The sequence below is a fragment of the Streptomyces sp. NBC_00209 genome, from assembly GCF_045206345.1.
Taxonomy (GTDB): domain Bacteria; phylum Actinomycetota; class Actinomycetes; order Streptomycetales; family Streptomycetaceae; genus Streptomyces.
Genome location: NZ_CP108121.1, coordinates 5,758,284 through 5,781,229 on the forward strand (window position 1 = coordinate 5,758,284; position 22,946 = coordinate 5,781,229).

The window sequence follows — 22,946 nt, forward strand, 5'->3', positions numbered from 1 at the left end:
AGGGCGGTCAGCTCTGGTTGAAGAAGCCGTCGGCCGGCCGGCCGGCGGCTTCGCCGTTCATCACCTGGGTGTCGGCGGGGGTCAGCAGGAAGACCCGGGTGGCGACGCGGTCGATCGACCCGCGCAGTCCGAAGATCAGCCCTGCGGCGAAGTCCACCACGCGCTTGGCGTCGGCGGAGTCCATGGACGTGAGGTTCATGATCACCGGGACGCCGTCCCGGAAGAGCTCGCCGATGGCGCGGGCGTCCCGGAAGCTGTCCGGGGTCACGGTGGCGATCCGGCGGCCCGTCTCCTCGGCGGTCTCGGAGGCCACCCGTACCCGGGGATCGGTCACCCACGCCTGACCGGTACCGGTCCGTGCACCCTCGGAGTACTCGTCGTCGTCGTAGTACCGCTCGTCGTTGTCCTCTACGAGGCCCAGCCAGGCACTCGCCTTGCGCACCGATCCCATGGACGCCTCCTCTCACCGCGGTTCCTTGGTGTTCCGCATCTCTTTCGTATCCCTATGGTCGTCCATGATGCGGATCGTGCGCCAAGGGGATAGGCGGCGCGCAGGGCATTCGTGACGGTACTGGTGCAGAGGATGTGGCGATTCGTCAGGGTTCATACGGATAAAGGGGCCTGAAGAAAGAAAATATGATGTCCGAGCCGTACGGGTGACATGGGGGACGTACGGGTGAACGGGACGCTGGGTACGATGCCGTCGCGTCCGCGCCCGAGTGCGGCGCACCCGCGAACGAAACCCGGGGGACGGCCGTGTTCGGAATAGTCAGGCCCTGTACGCATCGCCTCTCCGAGAGGCTCAAGACCGAGTGGATGGCCCATCTCTGCGGGCTCTGTCTGGCGCTCCGCTCCGACCACGGGCAGTTCGCCCGGGTCGTCACCAACTACGACGGCCTGATCGTCTCGGTCCTGACGGAGGCTCAGGCCGAACGCGCCCCCGCACAGCGCCGCACGGCCGGGCCCTGCCCCCTGCGCTCCATGCGCACCGCGCCCGTCGCGCGCGGCGAGGGCGCCCGGCTGGCCGCCGCCGTCTCGCTGGTGCTTGCCTCGGCGAAGGTGCGGGACCACGTCGCCGACCGGGACGGCCTGTTGGCGCGCCGCCCGGTGGCCGCGGCGGCCCGTCGGGTCGCGGCGAGCTGGGACCGGGCCGGGGCGCGCACCGGCGCGCAGCTCGGCTTCGACACCGCGGTCCTGGTCGACGCCGTCGACCGGCAGACCGGCATCGAACTCCTCGCCGGACCCGGCACCCCGCTGCTGACGGTCACCGAACCCACCGAGACCGCCACCGCCGCGGCGTTCGCGCACACCGCCGTCCTCGCGGGCAGGCCGGAGAACGCCGAGCCGCTCGCCGAGGCGGGGCGCCTCTTCGGACGCCTCGCGCACCTGCTGGACGCCGTGGAGGACCAGGAAGCCGACGCGGCGTCGGGTGCCTGGAACCCGCTCACCGCGACCGGCACCTCGCGCGCCGAGGCCCGGCGGCTGTGCGACGACGCGCTGAAGGGCGTACGGCTCGCGCTGGCGGACGCGGAGTTCACCGACGGAAGGCTCGCCCATGTGCTGCTGACCCACGAGCTGCGGCGCTCGGTGGACCGGGCCTTCGCCACGGACGTCTGCTCCCACCGGTCCGGCGGGCTGCTGACCGTACCCGGCGAACCGTCAGGAACGGCGCCCGCGAGCTCCTTCGGGCCGCCGCCGGGCAATCCGTACGCGCCCACGGGACCGGGTGGTCCCTCCGGGCCCCGGCCACCCGAGCCGCCGCGCGACCGGCGCGGGCTCGTCGTGGGCTGCCTGGTGTGGGCCGGGCTCGCCTGCACCTGCCAGATGTGCTGCGGCACCTTCGAGGACCCCTGGTCACGTCAGCGGCGTGAGGGGCTGTGCAGCCAGTGCGACTGCGGGGACTGCTGCGACGGCTGCGACGCGTGCAGCAACTGCTGCGACTGTTGCAGCTGCTGTGACGGTTGTGACTGCGGGTGCGACTGCTGAGGCGGTGTCACCTGTACGTCGTCACCCCTGCGTCCCGCTCCGCGGCATGGCGGAGCGGGACGGAGCGAGGGGAGGGTGTGCTGCTGTGCCGGACGTGCGAGGGCGCGCCTGGACAAGGGTGGGACAGGCGCGGGGAGCAGGGCGTCGGCTCAACAGGAACAGGACCACACACGACCGAAGTCGATGTGGGAGCGCTTGACCAGCCACTGCTGCGATTGCATGGCCCCAGTGGAACAGCCGTCCGATGACCCGTCAACTGCCTTGAGACGTACTGCTCACAGTGTGGACAGGCTTGACAGTCCGCCCCCGGCACCGCTTGTCTCGGGGGAGGACCGGGCTGAGGGGCCCGTCCGCCCTGCTCCACGCTGCTGCGATTCCGCGTTTCCGCGCCGAGGGCGCGCCCCGTGTCCGATCACCGTATCCACGGAGCCTCCCCATGCCCGCGCGCACATCCGCATCCCGTCCTGTCCTGCGCCCCCTCCACCTGGCCGCCGAGATCGGCGGCCCGCCCCGGTACGACGCCGCCCACCACACCGGCCTCGCCCGGCTCGCGGAGGGCGGCGCGCTCGACTTCGTCACCCTCGGCGACTCCTTCGCCCGGCCGGGGCCCGACGCGCTCGCCGTCCTCGCCCGGGTGGCCCCCGCCACCCGCCGCATCGGCCTCGTGCCGACGGTCACCGCCACCCACACCGAGCCGTCCCGCCTGGCGTCCGCCGTGGCGACCCTGGACTGGGTCAGCCGGGGCCGGGCGGGCTGGCGGGCCGGCGTGTCCGCGACGGAGGCCGAGGCCCGGCTCCTCGGCCGCCGCCCCGCCGCGTCCGCCGACGCGCTGTGGGACGGGGCCGGGAAGTGCGCGGAGCACTGCGCCCGGCACTGGGACCACTGGGAACCGCCCCAGGGCCACCCCGTCGTCGTCATCGACGGCACGCCCGAACCGGCCAGGGCCGTCGCCGCCCGCCATGCCGACGTCGTCCTCGTCCGGGCCGCCACCCCCGAGCGGACCGCCGCGATCCGCGACGACGTGCGCCGCCGCGCCGCCGCGCACGGCCGGGACCCCGACGCGCTGCGGGTGTTCGCCGCGCTCACCGTCGACCTCGGCGACGCCGAGACGGCACCGGAACCGGGGCTGGCCGACGAGCCGCCACCGGCCGACCGGGGGACCTACTACCGGGGCGGCCCGGTCGACCTGGCCGCGCTGATCACCCGGTGGCACCGGGCCGGCGCGGTCGACGGCTTCCACCTCACCCCGATCACCCCCGGGCGTGACCTCGAACGGATCGTCAACGGCACGGTGGCCCTGCTCCAGCACCGCAGCCTGTTCCGGACCTTCTACCCGGGCGGCACCCTGCGCGAGCACCTGGGCCTGGCCCGGCCCGCCCGCCGGTACGCACGGGCCGGAGCGGGCGTATGACGACCGCGCCGACCCGGCCGATGCACCTCGCCGCGCACGCCCCCGGCGCCGGCGAGCGGGCCGGGTTCGCCTCGTACGAACAGCTCGCGCGCACGGCGGAGCGGGGCCTGTTCGACTTCCTCCTCGTCGCGGAGGGGGAGTCCGGCGGGCCCGACGCGCTCACCGTGCTGGCCGCCCTCGCCGCCGGCACCGAGCGGCTCGGTCTGGCCGCCGGCGCCGCCTTCGGGGAGCCCTGCGAACTGGCCCGCCGTCTCGCCACCCTCGACCACCTCAGCGCCGGCCGGGCCGCCTGGCACGCGCACCCCCCGGCCGGCGGGCACCCGCGCGCCGCCGAGTGCGTCGCCGCCGCCCGCGCGCTCTGGGACTCCTGGACGCCCGACGGCACCCCGCGCCCCGTCACCCATCACGGGCGGTATTTCGCGGTGGAGGGCGAGTTCACCGTGGAACGCTGTCCGCAGGGGCATCCCGTCACCGTCCTGGCGGGCGACTCACCGGAGGACCGGGAACTCGCCGCGTCCGCCGCCGACATCGTCCTCGTCCCGCACACCACGCCGGGCGCGGCCCGCGCCCGCTACGCGGAGGCGAAGGGGCGGCTCGCGGCCCACGGCCGGGCGCACGGCGAGCTGAAGGTCATGCTCCGCGTCGGCTTCGTACTCGACGACACCGGCGCGCACCCGGCCCGGCCCGCCGGGCAGAAACCCTTCACCGGCAGCCCGGCCGACATCGCCGCGCTGCTCACCGCGTACGTCGCCGAGGGCGCCGCCGACGGTTTCGTCCTCGTCCCGTACGCCCCCGGCGGCCTCGACGGCTTCGTGGACCGGGTCGTTCCGCTCCTCCAGGACCGGGGGGCGTTCCGCCGTACGTACACCGGTTCCACGCTGCGGTCGCACCTCGGGATCGCCGCACCCGTATGGAAGGGTTGACCACCATGAGCACGCACGCACAGCAGCAGGCAGCGCGGGACTGGGAGCGCTGGCACGAGGAGCGGACCGCCACGGTCTCGGCGCCCTACGGTCCGCTCTCCCTCACCGGGACCCACTGGCTCGCGGACTACCCGGAGGGGCGAATTCCGGCCGTCCCGGGCCGGTGGCGCGAGGAGGACGGCACACCGGTGCTCGACGCGGCCCCGGAGGACGGGCTGACCGTCGACGGGAAGCCCTTCGCCGGGGAGGTCCGGCTCGGTGCGGACCAGGGGCCGATCGACGCCTCCCGGGTCGCGCACGAGGGGCGCAGGCTCGTCGTGCTCCGCCGCGAGGGCCTGTGGGCGGTCCGGGTCTTCGACCCCGGTTCGCCCGCGCGGCGCGCGTTCCGGGCGATCGAAGCGACCCCGTACGCGCCGGGCTGGGCGGTGCCGGGCACCTTCCGCCCGTACGCGGACGCGCGCACCGTCCGGGTCGAGAACGCCGACGGTGTCGCACGCGGGCTCGGGCTCGCCGGGGAGATCGCCTTCGAGCTGGACGGGGCCGGGCACACGCTCCAGGTCGCCGTCGAGCCGGACGGGTCGCTCTGGGCCGTCTTCGCCGACGCGACCAGCGGGAACAGCAGTTACCGCTTCCGGTTCCTGCGGCCCGCCGCACCGGACGCCGACGGCGCGGTGACCGTCGACTTCAACCGTGCGCTGCTGCCGCCGTGCGCCTTCGCGGACCACTTCATCTGCCCCTTCCCGCCGCCGGGCAACACCCTTCCGGTGGCCGTGGAGGCGGGGGAGCGGCAGCGGGCCGACGGCTGAGGATGTCGCGAGCTCAGGCCAAAAGGCACCCTTGCGCGAGAAGTTGACGCCTTGAATACTCCCGAGCAGCGCTTGTCAGGGGCACGGCATATCCGGAATGCGGACGGATGGCCGTGTGCCTGACTGCGCCTCACGGGCCCGACCACCCCACAGGCGGGCCCCCGATTCCCCTCGGGAGGAATGACAGTGAGGATCAAGCGCACCACCCCCCTCAGCGGTACCGCCAGACGCACGCGGGCCCTCGCCATCGCGGCGGGCCTGGTCGCCGTAGGCGCCCTGGCCGCCCCCACCGCCCAGGCGAACTCCAGCGGAACGTACAGCGCCAACCAGCTCGCCGCCGCCAGTGACGCCGTCCTCGGCGCCGATGTCGCCGGCACGGCGTGGAGCGTCGACCAGAAGACCGGGAAGGTCGTGGTCACGGTCGACAGCACGGTCTCCGCGGCGGAGATCAAGCAGATCAAGGACTCCGCGGGAGGCAACGCGGGCGCCCTGCGCATCGAGCACACCCCCGGCACGTTCAACAAGCTGCTCGCCGGCGGCGACGCGATCTACGCCCCCGGCTGGCGCTGTTCCCTCGGGTTCAACGTCCACAGCGGCAGCACGTACTACTTCCTGACCGCCGGTCACTGCACCGACGGCAACCCGCCCTGGTACACCAACTCCTCGAACAGCACCTACATAGGCCCGACGGTCGGCTCCAGCTTCCCGGGCAACGACTACGGAATCGTGCGCTACGACAACACCTCGCTCGCCCACCCGGGCAAGGTCGGCAGCGTCACCATCACCGGCGCGGCCAACGCCACGGTCGGCATGTCGGTGACCCGCCGGGGCTCCACGACCGGCATCCACAGCGGCACCGTCACCGGTCTCAACGCCACGGTCAACTACGGCAACGGTGATGTCGTCTACGGCATGATCCAGACCAATGTGTGCGCCGAGGGCGGCGACTCGGGCGGTCCGCTCTACTCCGGCAGCAAGGCCGTCGGCCTGACCTCCGGCGGCAGCGGCAACTGCAGCTCCGGCGGTACGACGTTCTTCCAGCCGGTCACGGAGGCGCTGAGCGCGTACGGCGTCACCCTGAACTGACGCCCGGCCCGTACGGACACATGGCCCCCGGTTCCGCCGGGGGCCATGTGCGTGGGTGCCGGTCAGCCTCTGCCCGCGCCCGCCCCGGCCGGTGCCACGCCGAAGATGTCCACCGCGTGGTAGTACGTCCAGGCCGTGCCGTCGCACGAGGTCCGCTTGGCGCCGGAGTAGGCGGCGCACACCCGCTTGAGGTCCGAGTAGAGCGCGTTGTCGAGCCGGGCCTTGTTGGCGGAGAACGTGCCGGCGGCCTTGTAGTTGCGGTACCCGAAGTCGTGGCGGGCGCAGGCCGTCTGGAACGGGAAGCCGAAGGGGTTGTCGGGCGAGGTGCTGCAGTAGTCCGTCGACCAGTCGAAGCCGTACGCGGACCAGGCGCCCTTGTTGTTGCGGGCGGAGTTCCACGCGTTGTAGCTGGCGGCGCTCGTCTGCGTCCAGGAACTGAGCACCTGGGGCTTGTCCGCGGGGGCCGCCGAGGCGGACGCGACGGGCAGCAGGGCGAGCGGGAGCGACAGCCCGAGGGTGGCGAGCAGGGTGGCGACGCGACGGCGCATGGACAACCTCCGTGGGGAGAGGGGCAGTTGGATCGTTCTCGCGGGCGTGCGAGGTCGCTCCAGAATGCCGCCATGCACCTGTCATGCCTAGGGGCGTGCGGTGGCTCTTCGGGGCTGTGCGCCGTGCGGGGTACGCGTCAGCGGGCGCGCCGCCGCATCGCCGTCAGCAGCGTGCCCGCCGTGCCCACCACCGCCCAGGCGGACAGCACCAGCAGGGGGCCGGTCACCGCGTTGCCGTGGAAGTACGCGATCGAGCGGGCCGTCCAGGTCGACGCGCCCGGGGGCAGGGCGGGGCCGATCGCGCGCCAGAAGTCCGGGAGCATCGGGAGCGGGAAGGCGCCGCCCGCGCTCGGGTTGCCCGCGATGACCACGATCAGGACGGCCAGGCCGATGCCGACGATGCCGGTCAGCCCCTCCAGGGCGAGGGTGATCATGCCGACCGCGAAGACGGTCAGCGCGCCCAGGCCCGCCAGCCCCCAGAAGCTGCCGGGCAGGGCGCCGAGGACCGGGCCGATGATGAGCGCGCCGCCGATGCCGCCCGCGATCGCGTACAGCGCCATGACCCCGGTCCGGATCAGCGCGCGCTGCCGGTTGGCGGGGCGGGTGCCCGCGCTGATCGCCAGGATCGAGGCGCACAGATAGCCGCCGACGCACCAGCCCACCGCCAGGTAGAACGCGGACAGCCCGTCGAAGTCCTGGGGCGAGGCCGGGGCCACGTCGACGGCGCGCACCGTGCGCCGCTGGGCCGCCTCCGCCTCCTTGACGATCTTCGTGAGCGAGGTGGCCAGGACGGTCCCCCCGCCGGAGGCGACCAGCACGGTGTCCCTCGTGCCCCGGGGGTCCACGATCAGGGCGCCGTCGATCTCGCGGTCGAGGATCTGCCGGCGGGCGGTGGCCTCGTCGGAGACCGTACGCGGGTCGAGCGGACCGCCCGGGAGGCCGTCCAGCTGAGCGACGAGCCGGGCGGACGCCTGCTGGGGCGCGACGACGCCGAAGGGGACGTCCGTCGGCTTCGGGTGGTGCAGCGCCCCGATGTAGGACGCGATGAACAGCAGCTGGAGCGCCAGCACCCCGATGACGAGCAGAGCGGCCCGGGGGGTGACGGCGTTCCGCACCTCGTCGGCGAAAGTCATGCCCCCACGCTCCGGGCCGCCCCTCGCGCGCGCAGTCGGGGCGCGGCCGAACGGCGGAAGGGGAGGGCCGCGTGACCGGGGGAGATCAGGCGGGCGCCGGTTATCGTACGAGTGTTCGAAACTTGGTTTATGGTGGAGAGCGAGGGGGTGGCCAGCGCGTACGAATCGGTTCAGGAGGTGCAGGTGCCAGGGTTCACGCATCTGCATACCGCCTCCGGGTTCTCCCTGCGGTACGGGGCCTCGCACCCGGAGCGGCTGGCGGAGCGCGCCGCCGAGCGCGGTCTGGACGCCCTCGCGCTGACCGATCGCGACACCCTCGCCGGCGCGGTCCGGTTCGCCAGGGCCTGTGAGCGGGAAGGGGTGCGCCCGCTGTTCGGGGCGGACCTCGCGGTGGGACCGGGGACGGGGGAGGCGCCCGCCCGGCGCCCCCGCACCCCCGCCCGGGGAGGCGTCTTTGTCGATGAATCGGCGCCTCGGGTCACCTTCCTCGCCCGCGACGGCGCCCTGGGCTGGGCCGAGCTGTGCCGTCTGGTCACCGCCGCCCACGCCGCCGTTCCCGAGGGCGGGCGGCCCCTGGTCGGCCCGCCCGCGCTGCCCGCCGAAGGGCTCACCGTGCTGCTCGGCCCCGCCTCCGACGTGGGCCGGGCCCTGTCGGCGGGCCGTCCCGACCTGGCCGCCGCCCTCCTCGCCCCCTGGCGCGAGATGTACGGCGACGGCCTGCGCCTCGAAGCCGTCCACCACGGGCGGACCGGCACCGGGCCCGGTTCGCTGCGGCTCGCCGCCCGTACCGTCGGCCTCGCCGCCGAGCAGGGCGTACGGGCGGTGCTGACCAACGCCGTCCGGTACGCCGACCCGGGGCAGGGCCCGGTCGCAGACGTGCTCGACGCCGCTCGCCGGCTCGTCCCCGTCGACCCGCGCCGCGCCCCGCTCGACAGCGGTGAGCGCTGGCTCAAGGACACCCGCGCGATGGCGGAGGCCGCCGAGCGGATCGCCTCGGCCGCCGGGCTCGGCGCCGGTGCCGGGGTGCGGCTCCTCGCGGAGACCCGGGACACCGCCGAGGCGTGCGTGGTGGACCCCAAAAACGACATCGGCCTCGGCTCCGTCCACTTCCCCGAGCCCGGCCTCGTCGGCGCGGACCGGCGCACCGCCCAGCGGGTGCTGGCCTCCCGCGCGGCCGCCGGCATGGTGCTGCGCGGCTACGACCGCAGGCCCGGGTACTGGGACCGGATGCACCACGAACTGGACGTCATCGCCCACCACGGCTTCGCCTCGTACTTCCTGACGGTCGCCCAGGTGGTGGACGACGTACGCGCGATGAAGGTGCGGGTGGCCGCCCGGGGCTCCGGGGCCGGTTCGCTGGTCAACCACCTGCTGGGCATCGCCCACGCCGACCCGGTCGAGCACGGGCTGCTGATGGAGCGCTTCCTGTCCAGGCGCCGCTTCGTGCTGCCCGACATCGACATCGACGTCGAATCGGCCCGCCGCCTCGACGTCTACCGCGCGATCATCGACCGCTTCGGCGCCGAGCGGGTCGCCACCGTCGCCATGCCCGAGACCTACCGGGTGCGCCACGCCATCCGCGACGTCGGCGCCGCGCTCTCCATGAACCCGGCCGAGACCGACCGGCTCGCCAAGGCGTTCCCGCACATCCGGGCCCGCGACGCCCGCGCGGCCATGGAGGAGCTGCCCGAACTGCGCGAGGTCGCGAGGACCAGGGAGACGTACGGGAGGCTGTGGGAGCTGGTGGAGGCGCTGGACGCGCTGCCGCGCGGCGTCGCCATGCACCCGTGCGGGGTCCTCCTCTCGGACGCCTCGCTGCTGCGCCGCACCCCCGTCGTGCCCACCAGCGGCGAGGGCTTCCCGATGTCCCAGTTCGACAAGGAGGACGTGGAGCACCTGGGGCTGCTCAAGCTGGACGTGCTGGGCGTACGGATGCAGTCGGCGATGGCGCACGCGGTCGCCGAGGTGAAGCGGGCCTCCGGGCGCGAGGTGGACCTGGACGCCGTGGAGCCGGGCGACCCGCGCACGTACCAGCTGATCAGGACGGCCGAGACGCTGGGCTGCTTCCAGATCGAGTCGCCGGGCCAACGGGACCTGGTCGGCAGGCTCCAGCCGGAGAACTTCCACGATCTGGTGGTCGACATCTCGCTGTTCCGGCCGGGCCCGGTCTCCGCCGACATGGTCCGCCCGTTCATCGAGGCCCGGCACGGCCGGGCGCCGGTCCGCTATCCGCACCCCGACCTGGAGGGCGCGCTGAGCGAGACGTACGGCGTGGTGGTCTTCCACGAGCAGATCATCCGGATGGTCGACATCATGACCGGCTGCGGTCGCGACGAGGCCGACCGGGTCAGGCGCGGGCTCTCCCACCCCGAGTCCCAGGCCCTGATCAGGGTCTGGTTCGCCCAGCACGCGGCGGCGCGCACGTACGACGCGGAGGTCATCGCCCGCGCCTGGGAGATCATCGAGGCGTTCGGCAGCTACGGCTTCTGCAAGGCGCACGCGGTGGCCTTCGCCGTACCCACGTACCAGTCGGCCTGGCTGAAGGCGCACCACCCGGCGGCCTTCTACGCCGGGCTGCTCACCCATGACCCGGGGATGTACCCGAAGCGGCTGCTGCTCGCCGACGCCCGGCGGCGCGGGGTGCCCGTGCTGCCGCTGGACGTGAACCGGTCGGCGGCCGCCCATCAAATCGAACTGGTGTCTGATGGTGGGGAGGAGAGGGAACGCTGGGGGCTGCGGCTCGCGCTCTCCGACGTGCACGGGATCAGCGAGGCCGAGGTCGCCCGGATCGAGGACGGCCAGCCCTACAGCTCACTGCTGGACTTCTGGCAGCGGGCCCGCCCGGGAAAGCCGGCCGCCGAACGGCTCGCCCAGGTGGGCGCGTTGGACGCGTTCGGCGCCAACCGGCGCGATCTGCTGCTGCACCTGTCCGAACTGCACCGCGCCCAGCGCGGCGCGGGCTCCGGCGCGCAGCTTCCGCTCGGCGGCGGCCACCGCACCGCGTCCGCCGGCCTGCCCGACCTCAACGAGGCGGAACGGCTCAGCGCCGAGCTGGGCGTGCTGAGCATGGACGTCTCGCGCCATCTGATGAGCGATCACCACGCCTTCCTCAAGGAGCTCGGCGCGGTCTCGGCGAAGCGGCTGCGCGAGGCGCGGCACGGGGAGACCGTGCTGGTCGCGGGTGCCAAGGCGGCGACCCAGACCCCGCCCGTCCGCTCCGGCCGCCGGGTCGTCTTCACCACCCTGGACGACGGTACGGGCCTGGTCGACCTGGCCTTCTTCGACGACAGCCACGCCGCCTGCGCGCACACCGTCTTCCACTCCTGGCTGCTCCTTGTACGCGGGGTGGTGCAGCGGCGCGGGGCGCGCAGCCTGAGCGTGGTCGGCGCGGCCGCCTGGAACCTGGCGGAGCTGGCCGAGCTGCGGCGCACCGGCGGACTCGACGCGGTCGCGGAGCGGCTGGCGCAGGTGCCGGAGCCGGAGGCCGGGGGTTCGCCATCGGATGAGGCCCCGCCCGGTGACGACGGGCGGCGCATCCGGATGCCCACCGGTTACGAGATGAACCCCTGGGCCGACCTCAAGCCGCCCGGCGAGGGGCTGCCCACCGGAAGGAAGCTGTGGCACCAGAGCCCGGGGAGCGCGGGATGACCGGGGTGCCGGACGGGCAGCCCGATGTCCTCTGCCTGCGGTTCCGGCGGGTCGGCGGCGGGCCCCCGGACGCCGCCGGGTACGCGGGGCTGCTCGCCCTGCTCGGCTCGTTCACCCCGGTCGTGGAGGCGGCCCCGCCGGACGGGGCGCTCGCCGATGTGCGCGGCGCGCTGCGCTACTTCGGGCGGGACGTGAAGGGCCTGGCCTCGGTGATCCGGGTCCGCGCGCTGGCCCTGCACGGGGTGGACTGCGCGATCGGGGCCGCCCCGAACCCGATGCTGGCCCGGATGGCGCTGCGGCAGGCCGCGCCCGGGACGACCTTCGTGGTGCCCGCCGACGGGGTGGCCGCCTTCCTCGCGGACCGGCCCGCCGCCGCGCTGGACGGCGTCGGGGCGGCGACGGCCCGGACGCTGTGCGGGTACGGGCTCGACTCCGTCGGCCGGATCGCGGCGGCCCCGCTCGGCACTCTGCAACGGATCACCGGGACGCGGACCGGGCGCGACCTGTGGGAGCGGGCGCACGGCGTCGACCGCACCGCCGTCCGGCCGAACGCCGCCGCCCGCTCGGTCGCCGCCGAGCGCACCTTCCCGCGCGACGAGCTGGACCCGGAGCGGCAGCGGCGCGCGCTCATGTCGCTCACCGAGGAGCTGGGGGCGCGGCTGCGGGGCGAGGGGCAGGTGTGCCGCGCGCTCGCGGTCTCCGTGCGCTACGCCGACCGCACCGGCTACGCGACGCTGACCCGGAGCCGTACCCTCCGCGAACCCACCGCGCACTCCGCGGAGCTCACCGCGCTCGCGTACCGCATCCACGACTCGTTCGGCCTGCAACGGGCCCGGGTGCGGGGGATCGGGCTGCGCGCGGAGGGGCTGGGCGAGGCGGAACGGGCCGCCCAGCAGCTGAGCTTCGACCCGGTGGACGAGCGGGCCCGGCGGATCGAGGCGGTCGCGGACGAGCTGCGGGAGCGGTTCGGCCCCCGGGCCGTGATGCCGGGGCGGCTGGCGGCCTGAGGGGGGTTCGCCACCCGCCGCGTGGCCGCGGCGGCTCGTGGGCCGGTCGCGTAACCCCGGCCGTCCCGCGCCCCGCGGACTTTTTACCGACGCGTAACTTCCCAGCGAACCCTACTCATGCGTAATTTGGCATGAGCACGCAGAACATCAGCGGAAACTTGTGGTCCGGGCCGCAGGGTGCACAGACATCGCAACTCCCTTGAGCCGCAAGGAGACCCCACGATGCTGCCCTGGACCCGTGCGTCGCGTTCCCCACGCGCCCGCCGGACACTCGCCGCCCTGCTCCTCGCCGTCGCCGCGGTCGCCACCCCCACGGCGACCGCGGCGGCCGCCCCCGCCGCCGCGACGGCCGCCACCTCGCGCGGCTGGAACGACTACTCCTGCAAGCCCTCCGCCGCCCACCCCCGCCCCGTCGTCCTGGTCCACGGGACCTTCGGGAACTCCGTCGACAACTGGCTCGTCCTCGCCCCGTACCTGGTGAACCGGGGCTACTGCGTCTACTCGCTCGACTACGGCCAGCTGCCCGGCGTGCCGGTCTTCAACGGGCTCGGTCCGATCGACAAGTCGGCAGGCCAGCTCGCCACGTTCGTCGACAAGGTGCTCGCCTCCACCGGCGCCCCCAAGGCGGACCTCGTGGGCCACTCGCAGGGCGGCATGATGCCGAACTACTACCTGAAGTTCCTCGGCGGCGCGGCCAAGGTGAACGCCATGATCGGCCTCGCCCCCGACAACCACGGCACCACGCTGCTCGGCCTGACCAAGCTCCTGCCGTACTTCCCCGGCGCCGAGTACCTGCTCAACGCCGGTACGCCCGGACTCGCCGACCAGGTGGCCGGATCGCCCTTCATCAAGAAGCTCAACTCCGTGCCCGACACCGTGCCCGGCGTCCACTACACCGTGATCGCGACCCGCTACGACGAGGTCGTGACCCCGTACCGGACCCAGTTCCTGGACGGGCCGGACGTGCGCAACGTCCTGCTCCAGGACCTGTGCCCGGTCGACCTGTCCGAGCACGTGGCGATCGGGACCATCGACCGGGTCGCCTACCACGAGGTGGCGAACGCCCTGGACCCGTCGCACGCCGGCCCGACCAACTGCGCCTCGGTCATCGGCTAGAGCCGTACGCCCCCGTCCCGGTGAGGTCCTTCCTCGCCGGGACGGGGGCGTTGTCAGTGGCGGCTGGCACGATCGGATCATGACGACGACCGACTGGGATTCCCTCGCCGACACCTTCGACCAGGAGGCCGATCACGGGCTGCTCGACCCGGTGGTCCGCGCCGCCTGGGCGCGGCGGATGGAGAGCTGGCTGCCCGCCGGACCGTCCGACGTGCTCGACCTCGGCTGCGGTACGGGGAGCCTGGCGCTGCTCGCGGCCGGGCAGGGCCACCGGCTCACCGGCGTGGACAGTTCACCGCGCATGGTGGAGCGGGCCCGCGCCAAGCTGGCCGGCACGGACGCCGAGGTGCTGGTGGGGGACGCGGCCCGGCCGCCCGTCGGCGACCGCGGGTTCGACGTGATCCTCGCCCGGCACGTGGTGTGGACGCTGCCCGACCCGGCGGCCGTCCTGCGCCACTGGGCGGGGCTCCTGCGCCCCGGCGGCAGGCTGGTCCTGGTGGAGGGCGTGTGGAACGGCACCGGTCTCTCCGCCGGACGCCTCACCGCGCTGCTCGCCCCGCTCACCGAGCGCGTCCACCACGAACGGCTCTCCGGCGACCGCGACCTCTGGGGCAAGGACGTGGACGACGAGCGGTACGCGCTGGTCGCCCCCGTGCGCGGGACGCGCCGCCACACCGAGGTGGTCGACGTGCACCTGATCCTCCGCCGCGGCTCCGAGGTCCTGCTCGCCCGCCGGTCCGGCACGGGGTACGCGGACGGCCTGCTGCACGCCCCGTCCGGCCATGTGGAGGACGGCGAGGACGTGCGGCAGGCGCTGATCCGGGAGGCGGCCGAGGAGACCGGCCTCGCCCTGGACCCGGCGGAGCTGCGCGTGGCCCTGGTCATGCAGCATCGGGGCCCGGGCGGCGCCCCCCGCACGGGCTGGTTCTTCGAGGCCGCGTACGACCCCGCGCGGCCCCCGTACAACCGCGAACCCGACAAGTGCTCCGAGCTGGCCTGGTATCCGCTGGACGCCCTCCCCGACGACATGGTCGCCTACTGCCGCGCGGGCCTCGAAGGCTACCGGGCGGGGGAGCGCTTCCTGATCCACTGGCACGAGGACGGCGACCCGGTCGCGTACGAACCGGAGGGCCGTCGACGGGCGGTGGTACTGCCGGTGGGCGGTACCCGCACGGGGCAGGTCCACCACATCGAGCTGTGGGTGCCCGACCTGGCGGCGGCCGTGCCGGGCTGGGACTGGCTCCTCGGCGAGCTGGGCCATGTCCCGTACCAGGACTGGGCGCACGGACGCAGCTGGCGGCGCGGGGACAGCTATGTGGTGATCGAGCAGTCGCCCGACCTGGCCCCCGGGACGCACGAACGCCGCCGCCCCGGCCTCAACCACCTGGCGTTCCACGTCGAGCACCGGGCCGCCCTGGACGCCCTGGTGGCCCGGGCCCCGGACCACGGCTGGCGGTTGCTCTTCGCGGACCGCCATCCGCACGCGGGCGGCGAGGACTGCGTGGCCGCCTACCTGGAGGACGCGGCGGGGTACGAGGTGGAGCTGGTGGTGCGCTGAGGGGGCGTCGGCCGGGCGCGAGGGCCGGGCCCCGCACTCACGCCAGCAGCGGGGCGAGCCCGTCCGCCGAGCGGGCCAGCCGGTCCAGTTCGTCCAGCGCCGCCGCCGCGGCCCGCGCCGCCTCCGGGTCGCGCTCGGCCAGGCCGCTCGCGGCGAACTCGTCCTCGTCCAGGCGCAGGACCTCCGCGCGGTCGGCCGACACCCACAGGTCGAGGTCCAGGTCCTCCACGACCAGCTCGCCGTCCCGGAGCACGGCCGGGCGGGTCACATCGCAGTACCAGCCCTTGAGTTCGCCCGCGCCGGTGCGGACCTCCTTCACCGCGAACCAGGCGTTCCGCCAGTAGTGCTCGGTGAAGACGTCGCCCGGTTCGAAGCGGACGAAGCCGAAGTCCCGGACGCCGGGGGCGGCCCAGGGGGCCCGTACGGTCACCCGGGTGCCGTCGTCGGCGACCAGGGCCGCCGGATACCTGATCTTGGTCTTCCCGGCCTTGACCAGGACGACGGTCGGGCCGGCGTCAGCCGAGCCTGCGGGCATGGCGTACCTCCGTGGCGCAGATGGTGTAGCCGAACCAGCGGTTGATCGCCAGCATCGGCCCGTTCCCGGCGTCGTTGCCGGTGTAGGCGTCGGTGTACCCGGCGGCGCGCGCCCGGTGCAGCGAGTCGTTCTTCGCGAGCTTGGCGAGGCCGCGGCCCCGGTGCGCCCGGCGGGTGCCCGTCATCGCCGAGCCGTAGCGGCTCACCCCGTCGGTCCGGGCGGCGCTGAAGGCCGCCACCTCGCCGCCGGCCAGCACGACCGAGGTGAGGCGGTGGTCCAGGCCGGGGTCGTTCCAGGTTTCGGCGAGCCATTCCGCGTAGTCGTCGAGCCGGGCGGGCGTGTCGCTGGGCTCGTCCGCCGTGGCCTCGGCGTCCGCCTCGAAGAGCGGGCGGGGATCGTCGGCGAAGTCGGCGCCCGTCCGCAGCTCGACGCCGGTCGGCGGCTCCTGACGCGGCGGCAGCGAGCCGTTCGCCAGGTCCAGATGGAGGAAGTGGGCCGGCCGGCTCGGCGTGTAGCCGTGCTTCGCGGCGAACGCCCGGTTGCCGGGTGTGTCCAGGACCCAGGTGTAGAGCGAGCTCGCCCCGGCCCGTGCCAGATACTCCTCGGCGGTCCGCAGCAGCAGCGTGCCCGCGCCCCGGCCGGTCCGCTCCGGGTGGGTGTACGGATTGCAGAACCCCTGCCCCGGCTCCGGGCTCTCATGGGCCAGGCCCACCTGCGCCGTCCCGATGATCTCGCCGTCCTCCTCGGCGACCAGCATCCGGTACCGCCGCGCCGCCGGGGCCCCGGTGAGCTCGGCCACGGTCTGCTCCGGCGTGGTGATCATGTACGGGAGGGCGGCGTGCCGCACCCGCACCCACCCCTCGGCGTCGTCGGGCCGGAAGTCGCGTACGAGGACAGTCATGCGCCGGACGCTAGCCGCGCCGCCGACCCGACCGCCTCCCATTTTCCGCCGGTGGGGGACAATCGGCCCGTGACCCTGAAGATCGCTGTGGACCCGGACTCCGGCATCGCCCCGTACGAGCAACTGCGCACCCAGATCTCCGAACAGGCCCGCTCCGGCGTGCTGCCGGTCGGCTACCGGCTCCCGACGGTACGCGGCTTCGCCGAGGAGCTGGGCCTCGCCGCCAACACGGTCGCCAAGGCGTACCGCGCCCTGGAGGCGGACGGCGTCATCGAGACCCGCGGCCGCAACGGCACCTTCGTCGCCGCCGCGGGCGACACCGCCGACCGCAACGCCGCCGCCGCGGCCCGTACGTACGCGGAACAGGCCCGCCGCCTCGGCCTCTCCCACGCCCGCGCCCTGGAACTCGCCGAGGACGCGGTACGCGCCGTCTTCGCCGACTGAGAGCGGGCATCTGCTGTAACCCCTGCGCCTACGGGCTGAGTTGACGGGGTGGCCGGTCATGAGCGCTTCGGAAAAAGCTCACCCGTTCGACTTGGCATGAACACTTCCGGAAACGGTGTCCGCGCTGCTACCACTGAGTAGGCAGAGATCCTGCCGGTCGCTCAAGGGAGATTCCGTGAAACTGTCCAGACTCGTGGCATTCTCGTCCTCGCTCCTGCTCGGCGCCGTCATCGCCCTGACCGGGGCGGCCACCGCGAACGCCGCGGCCTCCGTCGACTACGTCGCCCTCGGGGACTCGTACTCCTCGGGTGTCGGCTCCGGGAGTTACATCAGCTCCAGCGGCGACTGCAAGCGCAGCACCCTCGCCTATCCCTCCCTCTGGGCCTCCGCCCACTCGCCCGCCTCCTTCTCCTTCACGGCCTGCTCCGGGGCGCGTACGGGCGATGTGATCGCCAGTCAGCTCGGACCGCTGAACTCATCGACCGACCTCGTCTCGATCTCCATCGGCGGCAACGACGCGGGCTTCTCCGACGTGATGACGACCTGTGTCCTCCAGTCGGAGTCCACCTGCCTCAACCGCATCGCGACCGCCCGCAGCTACGTGGACAGCACGCTGCCCGGCAAGCTGAACTCGGTGTACGACGCGATCGAGGCCAAGGCACCCTCCGCCCATGTCGTCGTCCTCGGCTACCCGCGCTTCTACAAGATCGGCGGCAGCTGTGTCGTCGGGCTGAGCGACAAGGTGCGCAGCGCCATCAACGGCGCCGCCGACTACCTCAACGCGGCCACCGCCAAGCGCGCCGCCGACCACGGCTTCAGCTTCGGCGACGTCACCTCCAAGTTCACCGGACACGAGATCTGCTCAAGCAGCGTCTGGCTGCACAGCCTCAACGTGCTGAACATCGGCGAGTCGTACCACCCCTTCGCCGCCGGGCAGTCCGGCGGCTACCTGCCGGTCCTGAACGCGCTCGACTAGGCCGGTGGCGCGCCCCGAAAGGGGCGCGCCCGTCAACTCGCCCCGGAATCGGGCAGATTCGCCGACGCCTCGTCAACCTCCGTATATGTGTGCGCAATCCCGCTCCCGGGATACACGAGTGTCGGTGGCAGGCGATAGGGTTAACCTGCCCGGGCCGAGTGCCCTCGTACGGGTGGGGAGTGACATGGAACAGATAACGGTGCGCAGCAGGGCGCGCGTGCCTGCCATTACATGCGGGAGCAGCGCGACGAGTTCGCGCCTCGACCGCCATCTCGCGGTGCTGGGCGGTCCTGTCGTGCCGCAGCGCGAGGCGGCGGAAGCGACGCTGCTGATGCGCGAGCTCACCTCGCGCGACGCCGGACACACCCGGCGCAGCAGAAGTGCACGGGTGTCGCTCTTCGCGCCACTGCGCCGACTGCGGCGCTCGCTCTTCGGCAGCCGCCGCTGACCCGACCGCGGTCCTGATTCCCGCAGCGCGCTGCTGCCCGCTCTTCCGTCATCCCCGGAGCCGGCAGTGGCGCGTCGCCATGTCCGCACCTGGTCACAGGCTGTGTCCGGCAGGCCCGCCTGGGTGCCGAGTTAATTCGGTGCCGAACTACTTCTACACTGTGCTCATGCCCGAGAAGCGAGCCGCGCGTCTGCATCCCGACGAGCGAAGGGCACAATTGGTGGCAATTGGCGTGGACATGCTCGCCGACTGTTCCCTGGACGAGCTCTCCACCGATGCCGTGGCCCGGCGGGCCGGCATATCGCGCGGCCTGCTCTTCCACTATTTCGACTCCAAGCGCCACTTCTACCGGTCCGTGGTGCGCCGTGAGTGCGACGCGTTCGCCGCCGCCACCGCACCGGACGCCTCGCTGGACCCGGTCGCCTGGATGCGCGCGTTCATCGCCGGTTTCATCGGGTACGTGACCGGGCGCCGCAAGGTCTACCGCGCCCTCGTCCGGGGCGCCGCCGGCAGCCACCCCGCCGCCGGGGACATCGTGGAGGCCACCCGCGCCACCCTCGCGTGCCGGGTCGTGGAGGGGCAGCGCCGGCTCGGGATGGCGCCGTCGCCCCGGCTGACCCTGGCCGCCCGGGCCTGGCTCGCCTTCGCGGAGGAGGCGGTCACCGGCTGGCCGCTGGACGAGCCGGACGCCCTGGACGAGCTCCGCGCCTTCCTGGAGACGGCCTTCGTCCGACTTCTCGGCGACCTCGGCCGGCCGGCCGCCCTGGCCGAGCAGGGCGCCGGCTAGGGCCTGTCGTCACATTCCCGTCTGCCGGGCGGACAACGGGAATGTGACGACAGCCCCTAGAGCAGCGCGAACTGCCCGTCCGGCCCCTCCTCCTGATGGTCCAGGACCGAGGCGGGCCGCCGTGCCGCCTCCCCGACCGGCAGCACCCCCGCCGCCCGTAGCTCGTCCTCCCCGGTCCCCGGGCCCGCCGCCAGCGCCCCGGCCAGCTCCTCCTGACGGGGCCGCAGCCCGGCGAGGAGGGCGAGGAGCGTGACCAGGTCCAGCAGCTCCGAGGTCCACTCCTGCGGCCAGGCGCGCGGCCGGACCGCTTCGAGCCCCGCCGCGTCCGCCCCCGGCGCCCCGCACACCGCCGCCCGGCGGTCGAACCACAGATCGAGGACCCGCACCCCGCTCACCCGGAACTCCCACGCACCGGCGGGCACCGGCGCGACGCGGCCGGTGCCGAGCACGAGCACCCGCTCCTCGGGCTCGTACGACAGGGACGCCGGGACCGGCGGGACGGCCGCCCGCACATAGGGGCGCTGTCCGCCCGGCAGCCGGGGGCGCTCCGCCCCGCGCGCCCCGCGCAGCTGGAGCCGCAGCAGCTCGCGGCCCAGCTCGACCCCCTCCGCCCAGCGCGCGGCGTCCGCCGGGAGCGGGACCACGCAGCCGGCCGGTGAGGGGCGGGCCGCCGCCAGGATCCAGGCGAGCACCGACTCGGCGGTGACCGCGTCCCCGTACCGGGCTCGCAGTACGGGGAGCAGGCCCGGGGCGAGGTTGGGTTCGAGGCCGCCGGGGCGGCGGTACAGCGGGCGGACCCGGCCGGGGCGGCCGGCGGGGGAGTAACCGTCGGGCAGCAGCGTCGTCACCGACAGGGCGGGGCCCGGATCGTGGGGCACCCGGCCGTGCTCGACCAGGAAGAGCTGGTGGTCGTCGGCGACCCGCCACAGCTCGGGCCTGGCCACGTCGATCAGGCGGTGGTCGGGCAGCAGCCACTGTTCGTCGTACGGCCCGTGCAGCACCCGCACCGGCTCCGGACAGGGGCCGCTCTCGCGGGCGAAGCGGCCGGTGGCGCCGGACCGGCCGGGCAGGGCGGCCACGGCACTCTGCTGCGTACGGGCGCGGGTCGGGGCGAACAGTCGCTCGCGCTCCTCGCCCGATGCCCGCACGAGGCGGTCCCAGCGGGCCCGCAGAGAGGCCGCGTCCGGGGCCGTCACCCAGGCGCGCCCGGTGCGCAGCGGCCGGACCGACCAGGGCATGAGGTCGTCCAGGAGGGGGCCGCGCGGGTCCTCGCCGGACCCGGCCGCTGCCGGTGCTGCCACCGTGTCGCCCTCCCCGCCTGCCGCGCCCGCCGCCTTCCCCGGCATCGTAACGGCGTCGACGGGGGCGGCGTCAGGGTGCCTTCCCGTGCGGGATCAGCGCGCTTCCACCGTCACCGAGAACGAGAACCGGTCGCCCCGGTAGTGGATCCGGGCCACGTCGACCACCCGGCCGCCCTCGTCGTACGTGACGCCCGTGTAGTAGAGGATCGGGCTCAGCAGCGGGACGCCCAGCAGTTCGGCGGTGGCCGGGTCGGCGAGGCGGGCCTCGACCGTGTCGGTGATCCGGGAGATCGGGACGCCGACCCGGTCGCGCAGCACCTTGGTCATCGGCCACCGGTCGAGGTCCGCCGGGTCGAGGTCCGCCGCGACCTCCGGGTGCACCCAGTTCTGCGCCCAGTTGGTCGGCTCGCCGGTCGTCCCGTCGCACCGCAGCCGGCGGTAGCCGACGACCTCCGTACAGCCCGGGAAGTGCTCGGCCACCTCGCCCGGGACCGGGACCGGGCCGTGGCCGAGCAGGGTGGAGCGCTCGCCCGACTGCTGGGCCACGATCGCGTCGATCGAGCCGAGCAGCCGGACCGGCGATCCCCGGCGGGCGTGCGGCTCGATGAACGTGCCGCGCCGCCGGTGCCGGCTGATCAGGCCCTCCGCCTCCAGCTCCTTGAGCGCCTGGCGCATGGTCAGCACGCTCACCCCGTAGTGCGCCGCGAGCTGCTCCTCGGTGGGCAGCCGCAGCGTGGCGTCCGGGGCGCGGCCCAGTATGGACGCCCGCAGCGACTGCGAGACCTGGTACCACAGCGGCAGCTTGCGGTTCAGGACCAGCGAGTCGGGCGCGAAGGCGGTGCCCCGGGGCGCGGGGCTGTTCGCGGCGGGCTGCGGCACCTGATCCTCCTGCATGCGTCGTCGCCGGGCCCGGGAGGGCGCGTTACGGCCTGAAGTTGCGGCTCAGACCCTGCCATACGTCGTCGTAGCCCTGCTGAAGGTGGTCCGCCGTCGCGGCCTGCGCGGTCGTGGTGACCGGCCAGCGGGTCTCGAACATGAAGGCCAGGCCGTCGTCGATCTTCTGCGGCTTCAGCTCGGCCGCGCCGGCCTTGTCGAAGGTCTCCCGGTCCGGGCCGTGCGCGGACATCATGGTGTGCAGCGAGCCGCCGCCGGGCACGAAGCCGCCCTTTCCGGCCGTCTTCGCGTCGTACGCGCCCTCGATCAGGCCCATGTACTCGCTCATCACGTTGCGGTGGAAGTACGGCGGGCGGAAGGTGTCCTCACCGACCAGCCAGCGCGGCGCGAACACCACGAAGTCCACCCCGGCCAGGCCCGGCGTGTCCGAGGGCGAGGTCAGGACCGTGAAGATCGACGGGTCCGGGTGGTCGTAGCTGATCGACCCGATGACGTTGAACCGGTGCAGGTCGTAGACGTACGGGCTGTGGTTGCCGTGCCAGGCGACGACGTCCAGCGGGGAGTGGTCGTAGGTCGCCGTCCAGAGGTTGCCGCAGTACTTGTTGATCACCTCGACCGGGCGCTCCACGTCCTCGTACGCGGCGACCGGGGCGAGGAAGTCCCGCGCGTTGGCGAGGCCGTTGGCGCCGATCGGACCCAGGTCCGGGAGCATGAACGGGCGGCCGTAGTTCTCGCAGACGTACCCGCGTGCGGTCTCGTCCAGCAGCTCGACCCGGAAGCGGACGCCGCGCGGGATCAGGGCGACATGGCCGGGCTCGGCGCGCAGCAGGCCCAGTTCGGTGCGCAGCAGCAGCCCGCCGTGCTGGGGGACGATCAGCAGCTCGCCGTCGCTGTCGCTGAACACCCGGTCCGTCATCGCCGCGTTGGCGCTGTACAGGTGCACGGCCATGCCGGTGCGCTGCGCCGCGTCGCCGTTGCCGCCGAGCGTCCACAGGCCCGCCACGAAGTCCGTCCCGGGCGCGGGCTCGGGGAGCGGGTCCCAGCGCAGCCGGTTCGGGTCGGGCACGGTCTCGGTGAACGGGGCGGTGCGCAGAGCGCCGTTGTCCGTGCGGACGAACGGGGGATGGGCCGCCGAGGGGCGGATGCGGTACAACCAGCTGCGGTGGTTGTGGGCGCGGGGCTCGGTGAACGCGGACCCGCTCAGCTGCTCCGCGTACAGCCCCAGCGGGGCGCGCTGCGGGGAGTTGCGCCCGTGCGGGAGCGCTCCCGGCACCGCCTCCGAGCTGTGCTGATTACCGAAACCGGTGGAGTACGCAAGCCCCTCCGCCGTCTTCCTCGCCTGCTCGATGCCGCCCATGTGCGCTCCCGTCCGAAGGAATCCTATGCATAACCGTAGGAATGGAAGCGTGGCGCGTCAACGGCATTCGTCGTGCAGAAG

The 22,946-nt window shown here is 73.8% G+C and carries 21 protein-coding genes; 13 read left to right on the top strand and 8 right to left on the bottom strand.

Translation table 11 applies throughout. The features are described from left to right. Positions 1–7: 7 nt before the first annotated feature. Positions 8–451, bottom strand: coding sequence for a cell division protein SepF (locus OG867_RS26200; RefSeq protein WP_406288960.1), 444 nt, complete (start codon positions 449–451; stop codon positions 8–10). A 365-nt stretch (positions 452–816) separates the two neighbouring features. On the opposite strand from OG867_RS26200, the gene OG867_RS26205 reads away from it, so the two are divergent. The 5 genes from OG867_RS26205 to OG867_RS26225 all read left to right on the top strand — a co-directional run bounded on the left by OG867_RS26205 (position 817) and on the right by OG867_RS26225 (position 6,212). Next, complete coding sequence (locus OG867_RS26205) at positions 817–1,986, top strand: DUF5685 family protein (protein ID WP_406288962.1); 1,170 nt, start codon at positions 817–819, stop codon at positions 1,984–1,986. A 436-nt stretch (positions 1,987–2,422) separates the two neighbouring features. Beyond that, complete coding sequence (locus OG867_RS26210; protein ID WP_328899489.1) at positions 2,423–3,397, top strand: LLM class flavin-dependent oxidoreductase; 975 nt, start codon at positions 2,423–2,425, stop codon at positions 3,395–3,397. Then, entirely contained in the window at positions 3,394–4,320 is a 927-nt protein-coding gene (locus OG867_RS26215; RefSeq protein ID WP_406288965.1) for an LLM class flavin-dependent oxidoreductase, read from the top strand. Before OG867_RS26210 ends, OG867_RS26215 begins: the two co-directional genes overlap by 4 nt. Before the next feature lie 5 nt (positions 4,321–4,325). Next, positions 4,326–5,126 (top strand): DUF1684 domain-containing protein, encoded by an 801-nt coding sequence (locus tag OG867_RS26220; protein ID WP_406288967.1) that lies wholly within the window; start codon positions 4,326–4,328, stop codon positions 5,124–5,126. Positions 5,127–5,312: 186 nt separating this feature from the next. Then, complete coding sequence (locus OG867_RS26225; protein ID WP_328899486.1) at positions 5,313–6,212, top strand: S1 family peptidase; 900 nt, start codon at positions 5,313–5,315, stop codon at positions 6,210–6,212. A 62-nt stretch (positions 6,213–6,274) separates the two neighbouring features. Here the strand turns inward: OG867_RS26225 and OG867_RS26230 are convergent, their stop codons facing one another. Both OG867_RS26230 and OG867_RS26235 read right to left on the bottom strand, forming a co-directional pair. Next, positions 6,275–6,760 (bottom strand): phospholipase, encoded by a 486-nt coding sequence (locus OG867_RS26230; protein WP_406288969.1) that lies wholly within the window; start codon positions 6,758–6,760, stop codon positions 6,275–6,277. 137 nt (positions 6,761–6,897) lie between these two features. Further along, positions 6,898–7,893, bottom strand: coding sequence for a DUF3533 domain-containing protein (locus OG867_RS26235; protein WP_406288971.1), 996 nt, complete (start codon positions 7,891–7,893; stop codon positions 6,898–6,900). Positions 7,894–8,022: 129 nt separating this feature from the next. Here OG867_RS26235 and OG867_RS26240 point away from each other — a divergent pair, with 129 nt between their 5' ends. The 4 genes from OG867_RS26240 (at position 8,023) to OG867_RS26255 (ending at position 15,222) form a co-directional block, all read left to right on the top strand. Beyond that, positions 8,023–11,541 (top strand): DNA polymerase III subunit alpha, encoded by a 3,519-nt coding sequence (locus tag OG867_RS26240; protein ID WP_406288973.1) that lies wholly within the window; start codon positions 8,023–8,025, stop codon positions 11,539–11,541. Further along, complete coding sequence (locus tag OG867_RS26245) at positions 11,538–12,548, top strand: hypothetical protein (protein ID WP_328899464.1); 1,011 nt, start codon at positions 11,538–11,540, stop codon at positions 12,546–12,548. Before OG867_RS26240 ends, OG867_RS26245 begins: the two co-directional genes overlap by 4 nt. A gap of 222 nt (positions 12,549–12,770) precedes the next feature. Then, entirely contained in the window at positions 12,771–13,664 is an 894-nt protein-coding gene (locus OG867_RS26250) for an esterase/lipase family protein (RefSeq protein ID WP_406288975.1), read from the top strand. A gap of 79 nt (positions 13,665–13,743) precedes the next feature. Continuing rightward, on the top strand, positions 13,744–15,222 hold the full coding sequence (locus tag OG867_RS26255; protein WP_406288977.1) for a trifunctional class I SAM-dependent methyltransferase/NUDIX hydrolase/VOC family protein: 1,479 nt from the start codon (positions 13,744–13,746) through the stop codon (positions 15,220–15,222). A 37-nt stretch (positions 15,223–15,259) separates the two neighbouring features. Here the strand turns inward: OG867_RS26255 and OG867_RS26260 are convergent, their stop codons facing one another. Then, on the bottom strand, positions 15,260–15,757 hold the full coding sequence (locus OG867_RS26260; protein ID WP_406288979.1) for a DUF402 domain-containing protein: 498 nt from the start codon (positions 15,755–15,757) through the stop codon (positions 15,260–15,262). Then, on the bottom strand, positions 15,738–16,658 hold the full coding sequence (locus OG867_RS26265; RefSeq protein WP_406288981.1) for a GNAT family N-acetyltransferase: 921 nt from the start codon (positions 16,656–16,658) through the stop codon (positions 15,738–15,740). The genes OG867_RS26260 and OG867_RS26265 overlap by 20 nt, the downstream gene beginning before the upstream one ends. 69 nt (positions 16,659–16,727) lie before the next feature. Here OG867_RS26265 and OG867_RS26270 point away from each other — a divergent pair, with 69 nt between their 5' ends. From OG867_RS26270 to OG867_RS26285, 4 genes are all read left to right on the top strand, one after another. Further along, entirely contained in the window at positions 16,728–17,102 is a 375-nt protein-coding gene (locus tag OG867_RS26270; protein WP_328899459.1) for a GntR family transcriptional regulator, read from the top strand. A 193-nt stretch (positions 17,103–17,295) separates the two neighbouring features. Then, positions 17,296–18,078 (top strand): SGNH/GDSL hydrolase family protein, encoded by a 783-nt coding sequence (locus OG867_RS26275; protein WP_328904274.1) that lies wholly within the window; start codon positions 17,296–17,298, stop codon positions 18,076–18,078. 184 nt (positions 18,079–18,262) lie between these two features. Further along, positions 18,263–18,526 (top strand): hypothetical protein, encoded by a 264-nt coding sequence (locus tag OG867_RS26280; RefSeq protein WP_328899458.1) that lies wholly within the window; start codon positions 18,263–18,265, stop codon positions 18,524–18,526. 166 nt (positions 18,527–18,692) lie between these two features. Beyond that, entirely contained in the window at positions 18,693–19,313 is a 621-nt protein-coding gene (locus OG867_RS26285; protein ID WP_328899457.1) for a TetR/AcrR family transcriptional regulator, read from the top strand. Between the two features lie 56 nt (positions 19,314–19,369). On the opposite strand, the gene OG867_RS26290 is transcribed toward OG867_RS26285, so the two are convergent. From OG867_RS26290 to hmgA, 3 genes are read right to left on the bottom strand one after another with little or no spacing between them, the layout of a single operon-like run. Next, positions 19,370–20,659, bottom strand: coding sequence for a type ISP restriction/modification enzyme (locus OG867_RS26290; RefSeq protein ID WP_406288985.1), 1,290 nt, complete (start codon positions 20,657–20,659; stop codon positions 19,370–19,372). A gap of 48 nt (positions 20,660–20,707) precedes the next feature. Further along, positions 20,708–21,508: a GntR family transcriptional regulator gene (locus OG867_RS26295; protein WP_406288987.1), complete on the bottom strand. Its 801-nt coding sequence runs from the start codon at positions 21,506–21,508 to the stop codon at positions 20,708–20,710. Between the two features lie 28 nt (positions 21,509–21,536). Beyond that, positions 21,537–22,865, bottom strand: coding sequence for a homogentisate 1,2-dioxygenase (gene hmgA, locus OG867_RS26300; protein ID WP_406288990.1), 1,329 nt, complete (start codon positions 22,863–22,865; stop codon positions 21,537–21,539). Between the last annotated feature and the right edge of the window lie 81 nt (positions 22,866–22,946).